The organism is Actinoplanes sp. NPDC049599, assembly GCF_044465625.1.
Classification (GTDB): Bacteria; Actinomycetota; Actinomycetes; order Mycobacteriales; family Micromonosporaceae; genus Actinoplanes.
Genome location: NZ_JBITLX010000013.1, coordinates 133,176 through 151,800, shown reverse-complemented (window position 1 = coordinate 151,800; position 18,625 = coordinate 133,176). Strand labels below are relative to the sequence as shown.

Annotated in this window: 21 protein-coding genes; 16 read left to right on the top strand and 5 right to left on the bottom strand. The window is 73.6% G+C overall.

Annotated features, from left to right (window positions below; genetic code table 11):
- Position 1 precedes the first annotated feature (1 nt).
- The gene (locus ACIBQZ_RS23350) at positions 2–907 is read right to left on the bottom strand and encodes a cellulose binding domain-containing protein (RefSeq protein WP_396090870.1); all 906 of its coding nucleotides are present in this window, start codon (positions 905–907) and stop codon (positions 2–4) included.
- A 191-nt stretch (positions 908–1,098) separates the two neighbouring features.
- Here ACIBQZ_RS23350 and ACIBQZ_RS23345 point away from each other — a divergent pair, with 191 nt between their 5' ends.
- The 8 genes from ACIBQZ_RS23345 (at position 1,099) to ACIBQZ_RS23310 (ending at position 7,984) form a co-directional block, all read left to right on the top strand.
- A complete protein-coding gene (locus ACIBQZ_RS23345; protein WP_396090869.1) occupies positions 1,099–3,237 on the top strand; it encodes a SpoIIE family protein phosphatase in 2,139 nt (712 codons plus the stop codon).
- A 45-nt stretch (positions 3,238–3,282) separates the two neighbouring features.
- Positions 3,283–3,954 carry an HAD family hydrolase gene (locus ACIBQZ_RS23340; RefSeq protein ID WP_396090868.1) on the top strand — a complete coding sequence of 224 codons (672 nt, stop codon included), beginning with the start codon at positions 3,283–3,285 and terminating at the stop codon, positions 3,952–3,954.
- Between the two features lie 55 nt (positions 3,955–4,009).
- A complete protein-coding gene (locus ACIBQZ_RS23335; RefSeq protein WP_396090867.1) occupies positions 4,010–5,311 on the top strand; it encodes a cation:proton antiporter in 1,302 nt (433 codons plus the stop codon).
- A 156-nt stretch (positions 5,312–5,467) separates the two neighbouring features.
- A complete protein-coding gene (locus ACIBQZ_RS23330; RefSeq protein WP_396090866.1) occupies positions 5,468–6,250 on the top strand; it encodes a VOC family protein in 783 nt (260 codons plus the stop codon).
- 37 nt (positions 6,251–6,287) lie between these two features.
- Positions 6,288–6,497, top strand: coding sequence for a DUF3072 domain-containing protein (locus ACIBQZ_RS23325; RefSeq protein WP_396090865.1), 210 nt, complete (start codon positions 6,288–6,290; stop codon positions 6,495–6,497).
- Between the two features lie 102 nt (positions 6,498–6,599).
- A complete protein-coding gene (locus tag ACIBQZ_RS23320; protein WP_396090864.1) occupies positions 6,600–6,836 on the top strand; it encodes a helix-turn-helix domain-containing protein in 237 nt (78 codons plus the stop codon).
- A gap of 1 nt (position 6,837) precedes the next feature.
- On the top strand, positions 6,838–7,464 hold the full coding sequence (locus ACIBQZ_RS23315) for a Clp protease N-terminal domain-containing protein (protein WP_396090863.1): 627 nt from the start codon (positions 6,838–6,840) through the stop codon (positions 7,462–7,464).
- 97 nt (positions 7,465–7,561) lie between these two features.
- Entirely contained in the window at positions 7,562–7,984 is a 423-nt protein-coding gene (locus tag ACIBQZ_RS23310; protein WP_396090862.1) for a hypothetical protein, read from the top strand.
- Here the strand turns inward: ACIBQZ_RS23310 and ACIBQZ_RS23305 are convergent.
- On the bottom strand, positions 7,972–8,502 hold the full coding sequence (locus ACIBQZ_RS23305) for a GNAT family N-acetyltransferase (RefSeq protein WP_396090861.1): 531 nt from the start codon (positions 8,500–8,502) through the stop codon (positions 7,972–7,974). The genes ACIBQZ_RS23310 and ACIBQZ_RS23305 overlap by 13 nt on opposite strands.
- Before the next feature lie 103 nt (positions 8,503–8,605).
- On the opposite strand from ACIBQZ_RS23305, the gene ACIBQZ_RS23300 reads away from it, so the two are divergent.
- Positions 8,606–9,265, top strand: a complete 660-nt coding sequence (locus tag ACIBQZ_RS23300) for a class I SAM-dependent methyltransferase (protein WP_396090860.1) — start codon at positions 8,606–8,608, stop codon at positions 9,263–9,265.
- Between the two features lie 5 nt (positions 9,266–9,270).
- Here the strand turns inward: ACIBQZ_RS23300 and ACIBQZ_RS23295 are convergent, their stop codons facing one another.
- Positions 9,271–10,458, bottom strand: a complete 1,188-nt coding sequence (locus ACIBQZ_RS23295) for an ROK family protein (protein ID WP_396090859.1) — start codon at positions 10,456–10,458, stop codon at positions 9,271–9,273.
- Between the two features lie 51 nt (positions 10,459–10,509).
- On the opposite strand from ACIBQZ_RS23295, the gene ACIBQZ_RS23290 reads away from it, so the two are divergent.
- The 5 genes from ACIBQZ_RS23290 to ACIBQZ_RS23270 all read left to right on the top strand — a co-directional run bounded on the left by ACIBQZ_RS23290 (position 10,510) and on the right by ACIBQZ_RS23270 (position 15,138).
- Positions 10,510–11,133: an HAD-IA family hydrolase gene (locus ACIBQZ_RS23290; protein WP_396090858.1), complete on the top strand. Its 624-nt coding sequence runs from the start codon at positions 10,510–10,512 to the stop codon at positions 11,131–11,133.
- Positions 11,134–11,137: 4 nt separating this feature from the next.
- Complete coding sequence (locus ACIBQZ_RS23285) at positions 11,138–12,217, top strand: hypothetical protein (protein WP_396090857.1); 1,080 nt, start codon at positions 11,138–11,140, stop codon at positions 12,215–12,217.
- Between the two features lie 56 nt (positions 12,218–12,273).
- Positions 12,274–12,738, top strand: a complete 465-nt coding sequence (locus ACIBQZ_RS23280; RefSeq protein WP_396090856.1) for a MarR family winged helix-turn-helix transcriptional regulator — start codon at positions 12,274–12,276, stop codon at positions 12,736–12,738.
- Positions 12,739–12,749: 11 nt separating this feature from the next.
- The gene (locus tag ACIBQZ_RS23275; protein WP_396090855.1) at positions 12,750–13,721 is read left to right on the top strand and encodes a pirin family protein; all 972 of its coding nucleotides are present in this window, start codon (positions 12,750–12,752) and stop codon (positions 13,719–13,721) included.
- A gap of 160 nt (positions 13,722–13,881) precedes the next feature.
- Complete coding sequence (locus tag ACIBQZ_RS23270; RefSeq protein WP_396090854.1) at positions 13,882–15,138, top strand: ATP-binding protein; 1,257 nt, start codon at positions 13,882–13,884, stop codon at positions 15,136–15,138.
- Positions 15,139–15,176: 38 nt separating this feature from the next.
- On the opposite strand, the gene ACIBQZ_RS23265 is transcribed toward ACIBQZ_RS23270, so the two are convergent.
- Together ACIBQZ_RS23265 and ACIBQZ_RS23260 are read right to left on the bottom strand one after the other, a co-directional pair.
- Complete coding sequence (locus tag ACIBQZ_RS23265; protein ID WP_396090853.1) at positions 15,177–16,577, bottom strand: Nramp family divalent metal transporter; 1,401 nt, start codon at positions 16,575–16,577, stop codon at positions 15,177–15,179.
- Positions 16,574–16,900, bottom strand: coding sequence for a hypothetical protein (locus tag ACIBQZ_RS23260; protein ID WP_396090852.1), 327 nt, complete (start codon positions 16,898–16,900; stop codon positions 16,574–16,576). The genes ACIBQZ_RS23265 and ACIBQZ_RS23260 overlap by 4 nt, the downstream gene beginning before the upstream one ends.
- A gap of 121 nt (positions 16,901–17,021) precedes the next feature.
- Here ACIBQZ_RS23260 and ACIBQZ_RS23255 point away from each other — a divergent pair, with 121 nt between their 5' ends.
- Positions 17,022–17,699, top strand: coding sequence for a TetR/AcrR family transcriptional regulator (locus ACIBQZ_RS23255; protein ID WP_396090851.1), 678 nt, complete (start codon positions 17,022–17,024; stop codon positions 17,697–17,699).
- Positions 17,700–17,824: 125 nt separating this feature from the next.
- On the top strand, positions 17,825–18,577 hold the full coding sequence (locus tag ACIBQZ_RS23250) for a hypothetical protein (RefSeq protein WP_396090850.1): 753 nt from the start codon (positions 17,825–17,827) through the stop codon (positions 18,575–18,577).
- Positions 18,578–18,625: the final 48 nt, after the last annotated feature.

Here is an 18,625-nt window from a genome sequence, read left to right as displayed (position 1 = left end):
TTCAGGAGCAGGCGACGCCGTCGATCACACAGTCACCGGGCAGCGCCGCCAGCAGGCCCGCCACCTCGAACGAGAAGCTCACCGCGCCGCCGGCCGGCACCGTCGGATCCCCGTCCGGCGTGAACGTGACGATCTCGCCGTCCCGGGCGACCGTCGCCCCGGATGCGGTCACCGGGTGGTCGCCGGGCACCGAGAGCGTCACCCGCCAGCCGGTCACGTCGCGGCTGCCGGGGTTGGTGATGCGGACCGTGCCGGCGTACCCCAGGAAGCCGTCCCCGGCGGCGTCCGCGACGTGGCTGAACGTCGCCGCCAGCGGGAGCGGCGCGGCCGGCGGCTCGGTCGTGGCCGGGTCGCCCGGGTCCGTCGGCACCGAGGTGGCGACGGGCGCCGGCGGCACCGGACCGGGCCGGCCCGGCGGGACGGGCGGCGCCGGCGGGGCCTTACCGCCCGGGAGCTGATCGGTGGTGCCGGTGCTGCCACCGGCCGGCAGCACGGCGCTCGTCGTGGCCGGCGTGGTGCGGCCGGTGACCGGGTCGGCGCCGGGCAGCGCGGGGTCGAGCGGGAGGGAGCCCTCGGCGGGCGAGCCGGACGCGACGGCGCCGGTGGCGCGGGCCCGCGAGGCGTCGTGCGGGCCGCGGAGCCCGGCGTAGGCCAGCCCGGCGCCGGCCACGATCACCAGGGCCGCGCCGGCGATCATCGCGGCCCGGATCCGGCGCTGCGACTGCTGTCGAATGTGCGACACGACGGTCACCGCCGGGGCCCGCGGCGCAACCGGGACGGGCGCCGGCGGCGGGGCGCCGGTCGGCGTGAGCTCGTAGACGTACGGCGGCACGGGATCGAATTGCTGCAGCTCAGCGACGTATCCCATGACGCCGCGGCTGGGCCGGGGCCGCGGGGTTTCGGTCACGGCGGGACTATAGGCGAGCCAAGATCAGCAGGGCCAAGGGCAATTCCGGTACGGCCGGATCACACACCGTGAGATCACGCGGGAACGGTGCAGGTACGGCACACCCCCTTCACCCGCGCGTACCGGGCATAATCGGACGTCCGTACGGTGCCCCCATCGTCCGAACGGCGGAGGCGGGCTACGCTCATCTCATGGTCGGCATGGGGAGCTCTTTAGCGATGACCACGCTGCCCGATCAGACCGGTGTGCCGCCGGAGCGTGCCCTCGACTGTGCCGGGCTGGTCGGCCGGCTCGCCTGGGAAGCGACCTCGCTGGGCCCGGTCGACGCGTGGGATCCGGTGGTCCGGGCGACCGTCGACCTGCTGCTGGCCTCGCCGGTGCCGATGGTGCTGGCGTACGGCGACGACCACGTGCTGATCTACAACGACGCGTACGCGGAGGTGCTCGGCGCCCGGCACCCGGCGGCGCTGGCCCGCCCGGCCGCCGACGTGTTCGGCGAGCTGTGGCACGCCCCCGGCGTGGGCGGCGTCATCGCCGACGTCTACCGCTCCGGCCAGTCGTTCCTGGAGGCCGAGACCCAGGTGGCGGTGGCCCGCGGCGGCGCCGGCCACGTCGAGCAGGCCTCGTTCACCCGGGGCCACTCGGTGATCCGCGACGCGCACGGCGCCGTGGTCGGCGTGCTGACCGTGGCCGCCGAGACCACCCAGGTGACCCGCCGGCTGCAGAGCCTCGGTGACCTCACCGCCCGGCTGGCCTCCGCGCTGACCATCGACGACGTCGCCAGGGTCGTGCTGGCGTACGCGATGAGCTCCTTCGACGTCGACCACTGCGTCTTCGCCGTGGACGACGGCCCGGAGTTCCGCTACGTGCGGCGGATCCGCGGCGAGATGATGGACGAGGCCGACGAGCGGCTGCCGCCGCTGTGGAAGCGGATCGGCCCGGACCCCGGCTCGCCGATGGCGACGGCCGCGGAGACCGGCCGGCCGCTCTTCCAGGCCGACGGCGCCCCGCTCGCCAAGATCGCCACCGACCGGCACGAGCGCCGGATCCGGGCACTGGCCGCGATGCCGCTGCGCACCGCGTCCCTGCGCGGCGCCGTGACCATGGGCTACCGCACCGCGCACACCTGGCTGCCGGCCGAGCGCGCGCTGCTGTACGCGGCCGCCGAGCTGGTGGCCCAGGCCGCCGAGCGGGCCCGCCGCTTCGAGGCCCAGCACGGCACCGCCCAGCTGCTGCAGCGCAGCATGCTGCCGGAGCACCTGCCCGAGCTGGACCGGTTCCGGATCGCCGCGCGATACGACGTGGGCGTGGACGGCAACGCGGCCGGCGGCGACTTCTACGACGCGTTCGAGCTGTCCGACGGGCGTCTGGCGATGGTGCTGGGCGACGTGGCCGGCCACGACGTCAAGGCGGCCGCCGTGATGGGCCAGGTGCGGGCCGCGCTGCGCGCGCTGGCGCTCACCGACCCGTCCCCCGGCACCGTGCTGGCCGGGCTGGACCGGCTGGTCGGCTCGCTCGGCGCCGAGTCCCGCAACGAGGAGATCTTCGTGACCGTCGTGTACGGGGTCCTCGACCCCACCGACGGCACCATCACCCTGGCCAGCGCCGGCCACCCGCCGCCGGTGCTGCGCCACGCGGACCCGCTCGGCGGTCCGGCCACCGCGGAGCTGGTCCGGGTGCCGCCGGGCGCGCCGCTCGGCCTGGGTGGCCGCTGGCAGACCACGGTCCTGCAGCTGCAGCCGGGCGACTCGATCCTGATGTTCAGCGACGGCGTCGTCGAGCGCCGGGACCGCCCGCTGAGCGACGGCCTGGCCGACCTGGTGGCCGCGGCCGCCGCGGCGACCAGCGGCGACCCGCGCAACCTGTGCGCGCTGGCGACCGCGGCGGTCTCCGGCAGCACCGACGACGACGTGGCGGTGCTGGCCGTCGAGCGGGCGGTGGCGCTGAGCCGCTCGGCCACCATGCTGGTGCCGGCCGAGCCGACCGGGCCCAGCCGGGTGCGCCAGTGGATGACCACCCGGCTGCGCGAGTGGTCGGTGCCCGAGCCGGTGATCGGCGCGGCGATCCTGTGCACCAGCGAGCTGACCACGAACGCGCTGCTGCACGCCGGCACCCCGGCCCAGGTGCACATCGACCTGAGCGCGGAGCGCCTGCTGGTGTCGGTGGCCGACACCGGCACGCGCGGCAGCGTGACCCGGGCCCGGACGGACGCGCTGAGCAGCCGGGGCCGCGGGCTGGGCCTGATCGAGGAGCTGAGCGACACCTGGGGCACCGACCCGACGGTGCGCGGCTCCACGGTCTGGTTCGAGATGCTCATCCCGCCCCGCTGAGCCGCCCGGCGCGTTTGCCGCCACCCACCGGGGTATATGCCCGGTATGACGGCGAAACCCGGGGTCCTCTTCGACGTCGACGGCACCCTCGTCGACACCACGTACCTGCACACGGTCGCGTGGTGGGAGGCGCTGCGCCGGTTCGGCCACGACGTACCGATGGCCGAGATCCACCGCGGCATCGGGATGGGCTCCGACAAGATCATCGACCACCTGCTCGGCACCGACCGGGACCAGGACGCGGACCCGGAGCTGACCACCGCGCACGACGTGCTCTACGGCGCCTGGTGGGAGCGGTTGCGCCCGCTGCCCGGCGCGGCCGACCTGCTGCGCGCCTGCGCCGGCCGCGGCCTCGCCGTGGTGCTCGCCTCCTCGGCCAAGGAGGCCGAGCTGGCCATCCTGCGCAAGGTCATCAACGCCGAGGACGCCCTCACCGCGGCCACGTCGTCGTCGGACGCGGCGCAGAGCAAACCGGCCCCGGACATCCTCCAGGCGGCGCTGGACCAGTCGGACGTCGACCCGCACCGGTGCGTGTTCGTCGGCGACGCGGTCTGGGACGTCAAGGCGGCGGCCGCGCTCGACATCCCGTGCATCGGCCTGGCCTGCGGCGGCACCAGCGCGGCCGAGCTGACCGAGGCCGGCGCGATCACCACCTACGCCGACCCGGCCGCCCTGCTGCGCGACCTCGGGCAATCGCCGATCGCCAAGCTCGGCTAGCCACCGGTCCGGGTGCGGCGCACGCCCTCCCGGCCGGCCGTCGGGGTCGGCCGGCATGGTCACCCCGGTCTGTGGGCAGTTGAGGGGCGTGCAGCTGTCCGACCTTCTCTTCGCCCTGTTCGGCGTGGGCGCCCTGCTGGCCGGAATCCTGCCGCGGGTGCTCGAACGCCGCCCCCTGTCCATGCCGATCGTCTTCCTCGCCCTCGGGATGCTGGTCTTCGCGCTCCCGTTCGGCCTGCCGGACGTGGATCCGCCGGCCCACCCCGAGCTCACCGAGCACCTCACCGAGGTGTGCGTGATCGTCGCCCTGATGGGCGCCGGCCTCAAGATCGACCGGCCGCTGACCGCGGGCCGGTGGTCGTCCACGTGGCGGCTGCTGGCGGTCGCGATGCCGGTCACCATCGCGGCCGTGGCCCTGGCCGGCTGGTGGTGGGCCGGGCTGGTGCCGGCCACGGCCGTGCTGCTCGGCGCGGCGCTGGCGCCGACCGACCCGGTGCTGGCCGCGGACGTCCAGGTCGGCGAGCCGACCGACGAGGAGGACAACGAGGACGAGGTGCGGTTCGCGCTGACCTCGGAGGCGGGCCTCAACGACGGGCTGGCCTTCCCCTTCGTGTACGCGGCGATCGCGCTCGCCACGGTCGCGCTGACCGGCGAGGGCTGGCTCGGCGAGTGGGCGCTGCGGGACGTGCTCTACAAGGTCGGCGTCGGGGTCGCCGGCGGCCTGCTCGTCGGCAAGCTGCTGGGCAAGCTGTTCTTCCGCGCCCCCAACCGCAAACTGCGGCTGGCCCACCACTCCGAGGGCTTCCTGGCGCTGGCCGCGACGTTCCTCGCGTACGGGCTCGTCGAGGTGGCCGGCGGGTACGGCTTCCTGGCCGTGTTCGTCGCCGCCCGCGGCATCCGCGCGGCGCAACGCACCGATGAGTACCACCAGGTGCTGCACGACTTCGCCGAGCAGATCGAGCGGCTGCTCACCGTGCTGTTGCTCCTGCTGCTCGGCGGCGCCGTGGTCGGCGGCCTGCTCGGCCCGCTCACCTGGCCCGCCGCGCTGACCGGGCTGGCATTGATCTTCGTGGTCCGGCCCGTGGCCGGCTTCCTGTCGCTGCGCGGCGCGCCCGGCCATCCGGCCGAGCACGCCGTCATCGCGGCGTTCGGCATCCGCGGGATCGGCTCGTTCTACTATCTGGCGTACGCGATGACGCACGCACCGTTCCCGGCCATCGATGTCGCATGGGCGACAGTGGCCTTTGTCGTGGTCGTGAGCGTGGTGTTGCACGGCGTTGCGGTGACGCCCGTGATGCGGCTTCTGGACCGATACAACGAACGGTCCCGAACCCCGGAAGAACGACACGCTCAGTAATCACCATAACTGTCCGTGATCCCTGCCCCGTGAAGTCGTAGTTCTTTTAGGACATTGAACCCGGGTGTAGTGGCAGAGCGTATTCATGGCTGTAAGGTGATCGGCATCTCCCCCAGGGCCGAGATTCCATGATGGAACAACAGGAAGGTGCTGCCGATGCGTATCCGGGGCTTTGCGCCGGCGACCCCCTGCTGGGTCGAGCTGGCGAGTGCGGATCCCGCACGCGCGGCGGACTTCTACGCCGGGCTGTTCGGCTGGGAACCCGCCGGCGACCGGTTCAAGCTCGGCGGGCGCGCCGCGGCCGGGCTGACCCGCGCCCGCGCGGACCGGCCGGCCGGCTGGCTCACCTACCTGACCGAGCACAACCTGGAGGCGTCGATCACCCGGGTCCGCGAGGCCGGCGGTCGCCTGCTCGGCGAGCCGGTCGAGGGCCGGGGCGGGCGTTCCGCGCTGATCGCCGACCCGGCCGGCGCGCTGCTGGGCCTCTGGGAGAGCGCGGGCTTCACCGGCGCCCAGGTCGGCGGCGAGCCCGGCACGATGACCTTCCCGGAGCTGCTCACCGACGACGCCGAGGCCGCGGCCCGCTTCTACGGCCAGGCGTTCGGCTGGCTGCTGCGCGACGAGTACGGCAGCGACGGCACCCGCGGCGAGTGGATCACCACGGCGCACGACGCGATGGCCGGGCTGGCGCCCAGCCGTGGCGGCAGCTGGTGGCGCGCGGCGTTCCAGGTGGCCGACTGCGCGGCGACCATCCAGACGTGCCGGGACCTGGGCGGCGGCGTGATCGCCGGCCCGACGGACATGGGCTTCGGCAGCTACGCCGAGCTGCTCGACCCGTGGGGCGTGCCGTTCGCGGTGGCGGCCCCGGCGGCACTGCCGGTGGAACTCAGCATGTCGTTCACCCCCACGGCAGGCATGGAGTTGACTTTCGGGGGGTAGTGGCACGCCTGTTCGAGCAACTCGAGGAGGCAAGGCCATGACTGACCCCGACCAGGATCCGGCGTCGAACACGATCAAGGATCCGGCCGACTGGACCACCGGCGACGAGCCGGCCACCGGCGCCCAGCAGTCGTACCTGCAGACGCTGGCCGCGGAGGCCCACGAGGACGTGCCGGAGGACCTGACGAAGGCCGACGCGTCCCGGCGCATCGACGAACTCCAGGAGAAGACAGGCCGCGGCCAGTAGGCCGCTGACAGCAAAGGCGCCGGGCATCCGCCCGGCGCTTTTTGCGGCCCCTGCGTGTCAACCAGAGTTGACACTTGGCCGCTGTCAACGTAAGTTGACAGCATGACCGAAGCAACCGATCTCGCCGCCGCCGCCGGCAGCGCCGATCCTCGGGTCGGCCTGCGCGCGGTCGTGGCGCTGCGCCGCCTCCTGGAGGGCCTCGAGCTGCTCCAGGTGGCCAACGCGAGACGCAAGGGCTGGTCCTGGCAGGAGATCGCGGACGCCCTCGAGGTGACCCGCCAGGGCGTCCACAAGAAGCACGCCGGTCGCGTGCCCACGCAGGACCAACGGGAGGGCTGAGATGTTCGAGCGATTCACCCATGCCGCACGCGCGGTCGTGACGGGCGCCCAGGGCGAGGCCCGGGACCTGCAGCAGAGCCCGATCGGCACCCAGCACCTGCTGCTCGCCCTGCTCGCCGATCCGGCCGGCCCGATCGCGTCGGCGCCGGCCCTGACGGCCCGGGGCGTCGACGCCCGGTTCGTCCGCGCCGAGGTGATCCGGCTGGTCGGCCCGGGCACCGCCGCGAGCGATCCGCTGCCGGACACCGACGCGGAGGACGCGGCCGCGCTCAAGGCGATCGGCATCGACCTGGCGGCGGTCCGCCGGGCGATCGAGGAGAACTTCGGGCCGGGCGCGCTGCGGCTGCCCCGCCCCGAGGCCGCCCCGAAGCGCCGCGGCCTGCTGCGCCGCAACCGGGCCGGCACCGGCGGCCACATCCCGTTCTCGCCGCGCAGCAAGAAGGTGCTGGAGCTGGCGCTGCGCGAGGCGATCCGGCTCAAGCACAACTTCATCGCACCGGAACACCTCATGCTGGGCATCCTGCGCGAGGGCCGGGGCCTGGCCGCGCAGATCCTCACCGGGGCGAAGGTGGACCTGGGCCAGCTCCGCGAGGACGTCACCCGGTCCCTGGGCAACCGGGCGGCCTGAGCCATCCGGCGCGGCGACCGGCGGCGCACCGACTAGAACCCGGCCACACGGGGTAAGGGCTCGCTGCTGGTCGCTCGCTTGATCGCCGGAGGACAACGTGAACTATCGGGTCGAGTACAACGGCGAAGATCTTGAGCTCGCCACCCTGGACGCCGCCCTCGACAACGCCAAGCACGCCATCGCCGCGGACGTCGGGCCGGTCAGCGGGTGGACCGTGGAGCACGACGAGTCGATCAACGACTGGTTCGTGCAGGGGGTGATCGACGGCCAGGCCGTCGGCGCCACCGCGGTGGTCACCGGCCCGGAGCCGATGATGGCCGCGGCCACCTACCCGCGGCACGCGCCGGCCGGCGCCGACGACCTCGCCCGGCGGCAGGTCTTCACCGGGTCGACCCCGGCCGACGCGCTCGGCATGGCCGCGAACTGGCTGGCCGGGCGGCCCGAGGTGGTGGCCGTCGACGACCTGGGCTGGCGGCCCGGCCGCAACGGCTACGAGCTGCGGGTCTACTACCGCAGCTGAGCGAGCTTGGCGTAGAGCAGCCGGTCGCGCCACTCGCCGCGGATCAGGAAGTGGTCGCGCAGGTGGCCCTCGCGGCTCATGCCGATCTTCTCCAGCACCCGGACCGAGCTGTGGTTCTCCGGGTCGCAGGTCGCGGTGATCCGGTGCAGTCCCCCGGCGGTCAGCCCGAACTCCAGCACCGCCCGCGCGCCCTCGGTCGCGTAGCCGTGGCCCTGGGCGGCCGGCGAGATCAGGTAGCCCATCGTGCCGCGGCGGTGCTCCGGGCTCTCGATGTGCAGCTCCGCCGAGCCGATGAGCCGCCCGTCCGACCGCCGGACCACCGCGAACCGCCAGGTGCGGCGCGGCTCCTCGCACTCCGACTCCAGGGCGTACGCGAGGAACACGGCGGTGACCTCGGGCGTGTTCGGGCCCCAGTCCATCCAGCGCACGACCGCCGGGTCGCCGGCGATGGCGTGCAGTTCCCCGTGATCACCCGCGCGGAACGGGCGCAGGAAAAGCCGTGCGGTCGTCAGCTCCATCGCGCGATTATGGCCCGCCCCGGCCTGCGACAACGTTCCTCATCCGCGCCGTCACCGAGCGATATCGGGTTGCGCGCAGCGCGTAATGGAGTGGACTGAGGTGATGACCGACGCCGGGTACGACGAGATCGCCGACTGGTACGAGTTCGAGTTCCTCCCCGCCCAGTCCGCACAGGACGATCCCCTCGGCGTGCACGAGGCGCTGCGCGAGCTGCTCGGCCCCGGCTCGGGCCGCTGCCTGGAGGTCGGCTGCGGCACCGGCGTGTACGCGGCCGACGTCCGCGCGCTGGGCCGCACGCCGATCGGCGTGGACCTGTCCGCGGGCATGCTGCGGCACGCCGCCGGCCGGCTCCCGGTGGCCCGCGCGGACGCCACCCGGCTGCCGTTCGCCGACGCCTCGCTGCCCGCGGTCATCGCGATGATGGTGCACACCGACATGCCCGACTACCCGGCCGTGCTGCGCGAGGTGCGCCGGGTGCTCGCCCCCGGCGGCGTCTTCGTACACGTGGGCGTGCACCCGTGCTTCTGCGGCGCGTTCGCGGACCGGTCCGATCCGGCCGCGGCGGTGATCCGGCCCGGTTACCGCGAGCGGGGCTTCAGCCGGGATTCGTGGACCAGCAAGGGGGTCCGCGACAAGGTCGGCGCGATGCACTTCCCGCTGGCGGACCTGCTCGGCGCGTTCGTCGCGGCCGGACTGACCACGGAGGCCTTCGCCGAGGGCGGCGCACCGACACCGATCACCTTCTCCGTCCGGGCCCGCTGACCGGTTCATCCCCGACCCGCCGACCACTCGGCCAGGGCGGCCTCGGTGGTGACGTGGTCCAGGGCCAGGATCGCCGCGCCGTGCAGGGCGCCGTCGTCGCCGTGCGTCGCGTCCACCACCGGCGGCGGCTGTCCACGATGGAAGGCCATCAGGCCGCCGGTGTAGGCCGCGGCGAACCGGTCCGGCGCGGCGGCGCGCAGCGGAGCGGCCAGCCCGCCCAGCGTGACCGTGTCCGGGTCGTGCAGGTTGACCAGGGCGCCGATGCCCGCACCGAGTGCCGCCGCGACGGTCTCCAGCGCTCCCCGCACAGCCGGGTCCCGCGGCGCGCGGTCCAGGACCTGCCGCGCGTACGCACGCGGGTCTGCCGGGGCGGGCACGCCCAGGTGCCGGGCCAGGGCGCGGCCGTCGATCTCCAGGTCCCAGCAGCCGCGCGCCCCGCACGGGCAGGGCAGCGACCGGTCACCGTACGGCTGGTGGCCGTACTCACCCGCGGCGCCGTGCGCGCCGGTCGACGGGCGTCCATCCACAGTGAACGCCCCGCCGATGCCGACCTCGACCATCAGGTGCAGCGCCGCGCGCGCCCCCACGGCGGCGCCGGTGCGGGCCTCGGCCAGGCCGGCGAGCGTGGCGTCGTTGCCGGGCAGCAGTTCCAGGGCGGTGCCGGCGGTGAGCGCGGTCAGGTCGACGTCGCGCCAGCCGAGCGTCGCGGACTGCGCGAGCCGGCCGTCGTGGATCGTCCCGGCCATCGCGACCGCCACCGCCCGCAACCGCGTGCCGTAGACGGCCCGGCTGTCGTCGACGGTGCGCCGGACGGCCGCGAGCACCGCGGCCGGATCGGGCACGTCGGCGCCGTGCCGGGTGGTGGTGACGGGGTGCAGGCGGCCGTCGAGGCCGGCGATCGTGTGCCGCCGGTCCGCCATCCGGATGTCGATCGCCAGCACCACCGGGCCGGCCGGATGGGCCGCCAGCACCGTGGTCGGCCGGCCCCGGCCCTGCGGCGGCGCGGGCGTCTCGGCCAGCAGGCTCAGCGCCCGCATCCGGCCGGTGAGCTCGGTCGCCAGCCCGCTGGTGAGCTGCAGGTCCTGGGCCAGGGCGGCGCGGGTCGCGCCCGGGTGCAGGCGCAGCCAGGCGAGCACCTGGGACGCGGTGTGCCAGCGGGTCTCCTGGGCCCGGCGGCGGATCGGACTTGCCACGGCGGGGGTTCACCACCTTATCCTCGTGATACGAGCATATTGGGAGGACGCATGGATCTGACCATCGTCGAGGCGGTGCTCTTCGACATGGACGGCACCCTGGTCGACTCCGACGCGGCCGTCGAGCGGGCCTGGCGGAGCTGGGCCGCCGAGTACGCCGTCGACCCGGATGCCGTGCTGGCCGTCGCGCACGGCGCCCCGGCTGACCGTACCGTCGGGCTGGTCCGCCCGGACCTGGGCGCCGCCGAGGCCGCCACGGCCGCCGCCCGCCAGCTCGACCTGCAGTACGACGACCTGGCCGACGTCGTGCCCACCCCCGGCGCCCTGGCGCTGCTGGCGGCGCTGCGGCTGCCCTGGGCGATCGTGACCAGCGCCGACGTCCGGCTGGCCGAGGCCCGGCTGGGCGCGGCCGGCATCGTCGCGCCGCTGCTGGTCACCGTGGAGGACGTCCGGGCGGGCAAGCCCGATCCCGAGGGTTACCTGCGCGCCGCCGAGCTGCTCGGGGTCGCGCCGCAGCGGTGCCTGGTGGTGGAGGACGCCGCGGTCGGCGTCGCCGCGGGCCGGGCCGCCGGGGCGCGGGTGGCCGCCCTCAAGGGTGTCGAGGCCGACCTCGCGCTGCCCGATCTCGGCACGCTGGCCCGGCTGCTGGCCGCCCGGGACGAAGCGAGCGTCTGACCGGATGGCGAGCCACGTCCGGCAGGCGGGGATCGCGCAGGCCGGGCTGGGGTACGCGATCACCGCGCTCGGCGCCTGCATCGTGCTGCTGGCCGGCGACTTCGGCGTGCCACCGGAGGAGCTGGCCTGGCTGCCCGCGACGTTCGGCTTCGGGCTGCTGGCGCTGGCGCCGGCCGGCCCGCTGCTGCTGCGCGGCGGCCCGCACGCGGCGCTGACCGGCGGTTCGCTGGCCGTGGCGGCCGGGGCGACGCTGCTCGCCCTCGCCCCGGGGCCGGCCGTGGCGGTCGCCGGCGCCCTGCTGCTGGGCGCGGGCGGGGCGGCGTTCGCGCTGGTCACCCCGGCCCTGCTGGCCGGGCCCGCGGCGGCGGTGCAGCTCACCAGGGTCAACGCCGCGTCGAGCAGCGCCGCGGTGCTCGCCCCGGCGGCGATCGGCGGCCTCAACGCGACCGGGCTGGTCAGCGGGCGGCTCGCGCTGCTCGTTGTCGTACCCCCGCTGCTCTATCTGGCCGCGACCAACCGGCCGACCGCGGCCGGCCCGCGGGCCGCACCGGGGATCCGGCCGGAAGCCGGCGCCGTGGCGCGGCGCTGGGCCGTGGTCGTGCTGGCCGTCGCGGTCGAGTTCTGTTTCACCATCTGGGCCGTGGCCCGGCTCGCCGAGGCGGGCCTGGCCGCCGCGAGCGCCGCCGCGCTCGGCACGGCCTTCCCGATCGGGATGGCGCTGGGTCGGCTGGCGGGCCCGGCGCTGATCCGCCGGATCCCGGTGGTGCCGATCGGCGCGGCGGTCACCGCGGCGGGCACGCTGCTGGTGGTCGCGGCCAACACGCCGGCCGTGATCACCGCGGGGCTCGTCGTGGCCGGGGCGGGCGTGGCGACCCTCTACCCGGTGGCCCTGGCCGGCCTGGTCGGCACGCCACGCCTGAGCGCCGCGCACGCCGCGTCGCTGGGCGCGCTGGCCTCCGGTACGGCCATCCTGGCGGCCCCCGCGGCGCTGGCCCGGCTCGCCGACGCGGTGGACATGCGGCTCGCGTTCCTGATCACGCTCCCGCTGCTGGCGGCCCTGCTGCTGTTGCGCCGCCGGCAGTGACGACCACCACGGGCGTGCCACTGGTATTTCAGATTTGAAGGAGTATGGTTCGGAGCATGACCGAACCGCTCAGCGACACTCAGCAGGCCGCCTGGCGCGCCTTCATCGAGAGCAGCTGGGCGTTGCACACCCGGCTCGAGGACGACCTGCGGGCCACCACCGGCCTGAGCATGGCCGACTACCACGTGATGGTCGTGCTCTCCGAGGCGCCCGGGCACCGCATCCGGATGGGCGAGCTGGCCAGCCGGCTGGTCTTCTCGCCCAGCCGGTGCACCTACCAGATCACCTCGATGACCAAGCGCGGCCTGGTCCGCAAGCAGAGCTGTGCCGACGACGGCCGCGGCCAGGAGGCCGTGCTGACCGAGGCGGGCCTGGCGGCACTGACCGCCGCCGCGCCGCTGCACCTCGCCACCGTGCGGGAGACGTTCATCAACGACCTCGACGACGCCGAGCTCGCCACCATCACCCGCGTCTTCGGACGCCTGGGCCCCCGACTGCGCACGCAGCCGGTCGCAGTCTGAGGGAGAAGATCATGCCAGCGATCACCGTCGACGACGTCCTGGTCCTGCCGCGCCTGCCGCAGCTCGACCCCGCCACCACGAGCTACCGCCCGGTCCGCCGGCTGACCACCGCCCCGTCCGGCTTCGAGGGCGAGGGCTTCCCGGTCCGCCGCGCCTTCGCCGGCGTGCCGGCCAACGAGCTCGACCCGTTCATCCACCTCGACCAGATGGGCGAGGTCGACTACGCGCCGGGCGAGCCCAAGGGCACCCCGTGGCACCCGCACCGCGGCTTCGAGACCGTCACCTACATGATCGACGGCCAGATGGACCACCAGGACTCCAACGGCGGCGGCGGCTCGATCACCAACGGCGACACCCAGTGGATGACCGCTGGCGGCGGCATCCTGCACATCGAGGCGCCGCCGGAGCAGCTGGTCACCAGCGGCGGGCTGTTCCACGGCCTGCAGCTCTGGGTCAACCTGCCGCGGGCCGCCAAGATGATCGCCCCGAAGTACCAGGACATCCGTGGCCGCGAGTCCACGCTGCTGACCACCGCGGACGGTGGCAGCCTGATCCGGGTGATCGCGGGCGAGGTGGCCGGCCACACCGGCCCCGGCTCCACGTTCACCCCGATCAACCTGGCACACGTCACCCTGCAGCCCGGCGCCCGGCTCGACCTGCCCTGGCAGCCCGGCTACAACGCGCTGGTCTACGTGCTGGCCGGCCGCGGCACGGTCGGCGCGGAGCAGCGCCCGATCCAGCTCGGCCAGCTGGCGGCGCACGGCGCCGGCGACGCCATCCGGGTCACCGCCGACAAGTCGCAGGACTCCAACATCCCCGCGATGGAGCTCTTCATCATGGGCGGCCGGCCGATCCGCGAGCCGGTGGCACAGTACGGGCCGTTCGTGATGAACACCCGCGAGGAGCTGGTGCAGGCGTTCGAGGACTACCAGAAGGGCCGGCTGGGCGTGATCCCGGCCGAGCGGCTGCCGCACACCGGCTGACCGGAGAAGGCGCGGACGGCACGCAGCCGTCCGCGCCGCGGACCGCGCCCCACCGGTGCCGCGGATCGAACGGCGAAGGCCCCGCAAATCGAACACGCGGCCCGCGCAAATCGAACACGCAAGCCCTCGCAAATCGAAAGCTTACGGGTAGAATGACCCAGTGCCCGGACGAAATCTGATTCCTCGCCACGTCGCCGCACAGGTGGATGCGGCACTGACGGACACCCGGGTCGTCCTGATCAGCGGAGCCCGTCAGGTCGGTAAGAGCACCCTCGTGCGCGTTGTCGCAGGCGACCGTCTCGCCGAGCGGCGCGACCTCGACCGGGCGCAGGATCGGGCCGCCGCCCTGGCCGACCCGGTGGGCTTCGTTGCCTCCCCCGACCTTCTCGTGATCGACGAGATTCAGCGAGCACCGGAACTGCTCCTGGCTATCAAGAGCGCCGTTGACGAGGACCCTCGCCCCGGCCGGTACCTGCTCACCGGCTCGTCGCAGCTGTTCGGGATGATCGCTGCTCCCGACGCCCTGCCCGGCCGGATGGAAAGCGTCGAACTATGGCCGTTCTCCCAGGGCGAGATCGACGGCGACCCGGACCGCTTCCTCGATGCCGTGTTCATGCACGGCCCCGACCTGCGCCATGAGTCGGACGTGACGCGGGCCGGCTACGCCGACCGGATCGTCCGCGGCGGCCTGCCCGAGGCTGTCTCACGGGCGGACCCGCGGCGCCGTGGACGATTCTTCGACGCCTACGTCCAGGCCCTCATCGACCGTGACGTCCGGCAGCTCTCGGACATCCAGCACAAGAGTCAGCTCCGCACCCTGGTCCGCCTGCTCGCCGCCCGATCCGCAACCCTCATCCCGGCCGGATCCCTCGAGTCGACGCTCGGCCTGAGCCGACCGACGATCGCGCGATACCTGCGCGCACTCGAGGAGATCTTTCTTGTCAAGCGGATCCCGGGCTGGTCCCGCAACCTCGGCACCCGGGTCACCGCCACCCCGAAACTCATCTTCGTCGACTCCGGGATCGCTGCCCACGAGGTCTCCTTCGATGCGCGCGCGCTGCTCCGGCCAGGTGCGCCGTTCGGGCCGCTGCTCGAATCCTTCGTCCTGTCCGAGCTTGCCCGGCAGCTCACCTGGTCGACACAGCTCGCCGACCTGTATCACTATCGCGACCGAAGCGGATACGAGGTCGACGCCGTGCTGGAGAACCGCCGCGGACAGGTCGTCGGCATCGAGGTCAAGGCCGCGTCAACGGTCGGTCCTGACGACTTCCGCGGCCTGCGTCGGCTGGCCGAACGGCTCGGTGACGACTTCCTCGTGGGTGTTGTTCTCTACACCGGCACGGCGACGCTGCCGTTCGGGACGAAGCTGCGGGCGATCCCGGTCAGTGCGCTCTGGCAGGTGCCCGCGCCCGGGTAGCGGCAGCCTCGGGGGCAGAGCATGCCTGGTGATCACGGCTACCAGCGCTGCAGCTGCGTCACCACCATCGCGATGGCGAAGAAGCCGTAGAAGCAGATCGCGACCACCATGCCGCCCAGTCGCCAGCCGCGCAGCCGCACCGGCACCGGCAGGTCCCGGATGTTGAGGCGGATCAACAGGATCGAGTAGAGCAGCGTCACCACCGAGGCCGCGCAGGTCGAGACGATCAGCAGGCCGATCGGCTGGCTGAAGCCCGCCAGCAGGATCAGCGACCCCAGCACGATCTCGGCCCAGACCACGGTCAGGTACAAGCGGGGTTCGGTCCAGCGGGTGGAGGTCATCAGGTACGTCCGGCGCAGGAAGTCCGACGCGACCCGGCCGATGATGTCGAGCAGGCCCATCGCCGCCGCCCACAGCGAGACCGCCGCCACCGCCAGGAACAGCAGCCTCAGCCAGCCGCCGACCTGGCCGGCGAGCACGTCGGCCTCGATCCGCAGGAACGACGCGTCCGACCTGAGGTCGTCGCGGCCGAAGAGCGTCTCGTACGCGAGCAGGCACATGATCGTGATCGTCGCGAAGCAGACCGCCACGAAGGTGACGAGGTGTTCCACGTTGGCCCGCCGCCACCAGACGTGCCAGCGGCTCAGGTTCTCCTCGTCGACGGCGAGCCGGTACCGGTCGGCGCCCGCGGCCTCCTCCCGGCCGGTGATCGGTGACACCAGGCGGGGGACGTGCGCGCCCATGCCGTACCGCTTGTCGCGGATCCAGTTGCTCAGCACCAGGTTGTGCACGCCGCCCGCGCCGGCCGCGCCGATCGCGCTGAGCAGCAGGGTGAACGTGATGCCCTCCGGGATCTGCCCGAACTCGGTCACCGTGGCCCGGGCGCCGTCGCCCCAGGTGCCCAGCGAGATGACAAAGACGACCACGACGACGAGGAAGAACAGGGTGAGAGCGACCTTGACGAGCTCCACCCGTTCGACCGTGGTGTAGACCACTTTGGACACCGACAGCAGCGCGCCGACGATGACCAGGCCGGCCACCGTGATCCAGACGACGTCACCGCCGCCGGCCAGGTAGGTGAACACAGTGGAGCCACTGGTCGCCCAGCCCGGCCAGACGTACTGGAAGGCCCCGGCCAGGCAGATGACGATCCCCCAGCCCTTCCACCACCGGGAGGAGCCGGCGACGACCGTCTGCCCGGTCGCCAGCGTGTAGCGCTCGATCTCCATGTTGATGACGAACTGCACGGCCAGGGTCGTGAAGGCCAGCCAGAGCAGGCCCAGGCCGCCGATCGCGGTCAGGTAGGGCCACAGGATGATCTCGCCCGCGGCCATGCCGATGCCGACGGCGATCACGCCGGGACCGATCATCCGGCGCAGGGACAGGGGTTCGGGAAGGTTACGGACGTCGACGGCGAGGTCGGTCTGGGATCGACTCATGTCGTGCTCCATGGCGTGGGAGGGTCACGCGGGACGATGCGTGCCCCGCGCGGCCGGCAGCCGGTCGAGGCCGCGAGCATCCGCGCGGTGTCGGGGGTACGGCCGGTGAGCAGCTCAAAAGCGGCGGCGGCCGGACAGACGCACATCGCCGCGCCGTCCAGCGTCCACAGGCCGGCGGCCCGGGCGGCGCGCAGCAGCGCCGCCTCCACCGGCATGGAGACGATGTCGAAGAGGTGGCCGAGCAGCTCGATCACCTGCTGCTTGATGGGGTGGGTGATGGTGAGCCCGGCGAAGCCGGCTCGCCCGCCTCGATCAACCCGCATCGGCACGCTGCCATCACCCGCTCCCCACTGATGCCGGTTGATGTACGAACCGTTACGTTAGTTATCAGGTGTGACGGCGGCCACTGTCAAGGCCTCCGGGCGCACGCGGTTAACTGGTCCGATGACGCCCAGCGCGAAGGAAGAGCCGATGTCGGTGGACGTGGCCCCGCCCGCCGTGGTGCAGCGGCGCCGGGACGCCGAGCGCACCCGCGCGGAACTGCTCGACGTGGCCACCGACGAGTTCGCCCAGCGCGGCTACAGCGGCGCCCGGGTCGACGAGATCGCCAACCGCACCCGCACCACGAAACGGATGATCTACTACTACTTCGGCGGCAAGGAACAGCTCTACCTGGCGGTACTGGAGCGGGCGTACGCGGAGATCCGCCGGGCCGAACGCACCGTCGACGTCGACCACCTCGACCCGGTCGCCGCGGTGCGCCGGCTCGCCGAGGTCACCTTCGACCACCACGAGGCGCACCCGGCGTTCATCCAGCTGGTCGGCGTGGAGAACGCCCAGCAGGCCAAGCACATGGCGCACGTGGCCCGGCTGGTGGACCTGAACAGCTCCGCCGTCGCCGTGCTGCACGGGGTGCTGGCCCGCGGCCGGGCCGCCGGGGTGTTCCGCGCCGACGTCGACGCCCTCGACGTGCACATGATGATCAGCTCGTTCTGCTTCTTCCGGGTCGCCAACCGCCACACCTTCGGCGCGCTCTTCGACCGGGACCTGCTCGACCCGGCACGCCGGACCCACTACCGCACCATGCTCGGCGACCTCGTGACCGGATATCTGCGACTGTGACCCCGAGGCTCGACGACCGCGGACAGCAGCAGCGTCGCCGGGCCACCGCCGCCGCACCTGTCGTCCTCCTGAAACCCTCGTGCTTGGTAGAACGGCTGCATGCCGCCATCGGCGACGAGCATCACGTGGCGTCGCCGTTGGGCGCGTGGCTGCTGCTGGGGTTGTGCGCCTCGGCAGGCCGCGGCGCGGTTGGTGAGGAGCTGGCCGAGGTGCTGGGCGTGCCGGCCGGCGACGCGACTGCCGCGGTCGCCGCGCTGCTGGAGCATCCGCACCCGCTGGTGTCGTCGGCGACCGCGGTGTGGCACGCGCCGGGCCGGGACACCGAGGGCCTGCGCGGCTGGCAGGCCGGGCTGCCGGCCGGCACGGCCGTGGGGGTTCCGCCGGACCAGGACGGCGTCGACGCCTGGGCCCGCGAGCACACCGGCGGGCTGATCGGCGCCTTCCCCCTGCCGAAGCTCCAGGAAGTGGTGTTGTTGCTGGCCAGCGCGCTGGCCACGCGGGTGTCCTGGGCCGATCCGTTCGAGGTGGCGCCGGCCGGCGCGCTCGGTGCGGGCAGCCCCTGGGCCGCCCGCCTCACCCGGGTGCTCCGCACTCCCGAAAACGGGCACTCGGCGCACATCGCCGCCACGAAGCGGGCCGGTGACGCCATCGTGCACGTCGTCGAGGCCGACTGTGCGGACCGGAGCCGTCCGTCCGGTCCAAGCTGCTGGTGCTCTCGGTTGCCGCCGCGCCCGAGGTGGCGGCCGGTGACGTCCTCGCCGCCGCCTACGAAGTGGGCCGCACCGTCACCGACAGCGCGGCGGCCGCACGCCGGTCGCTGTTCGACCTGCCGCTGGGAGATACCCGGCTGTGGAGCATCCGCGAGGAGCCGGCGCTGACCTACGCGCCCCGGGGGAGCGGCACACGGCGGTGCTGCCGTGCTGGTC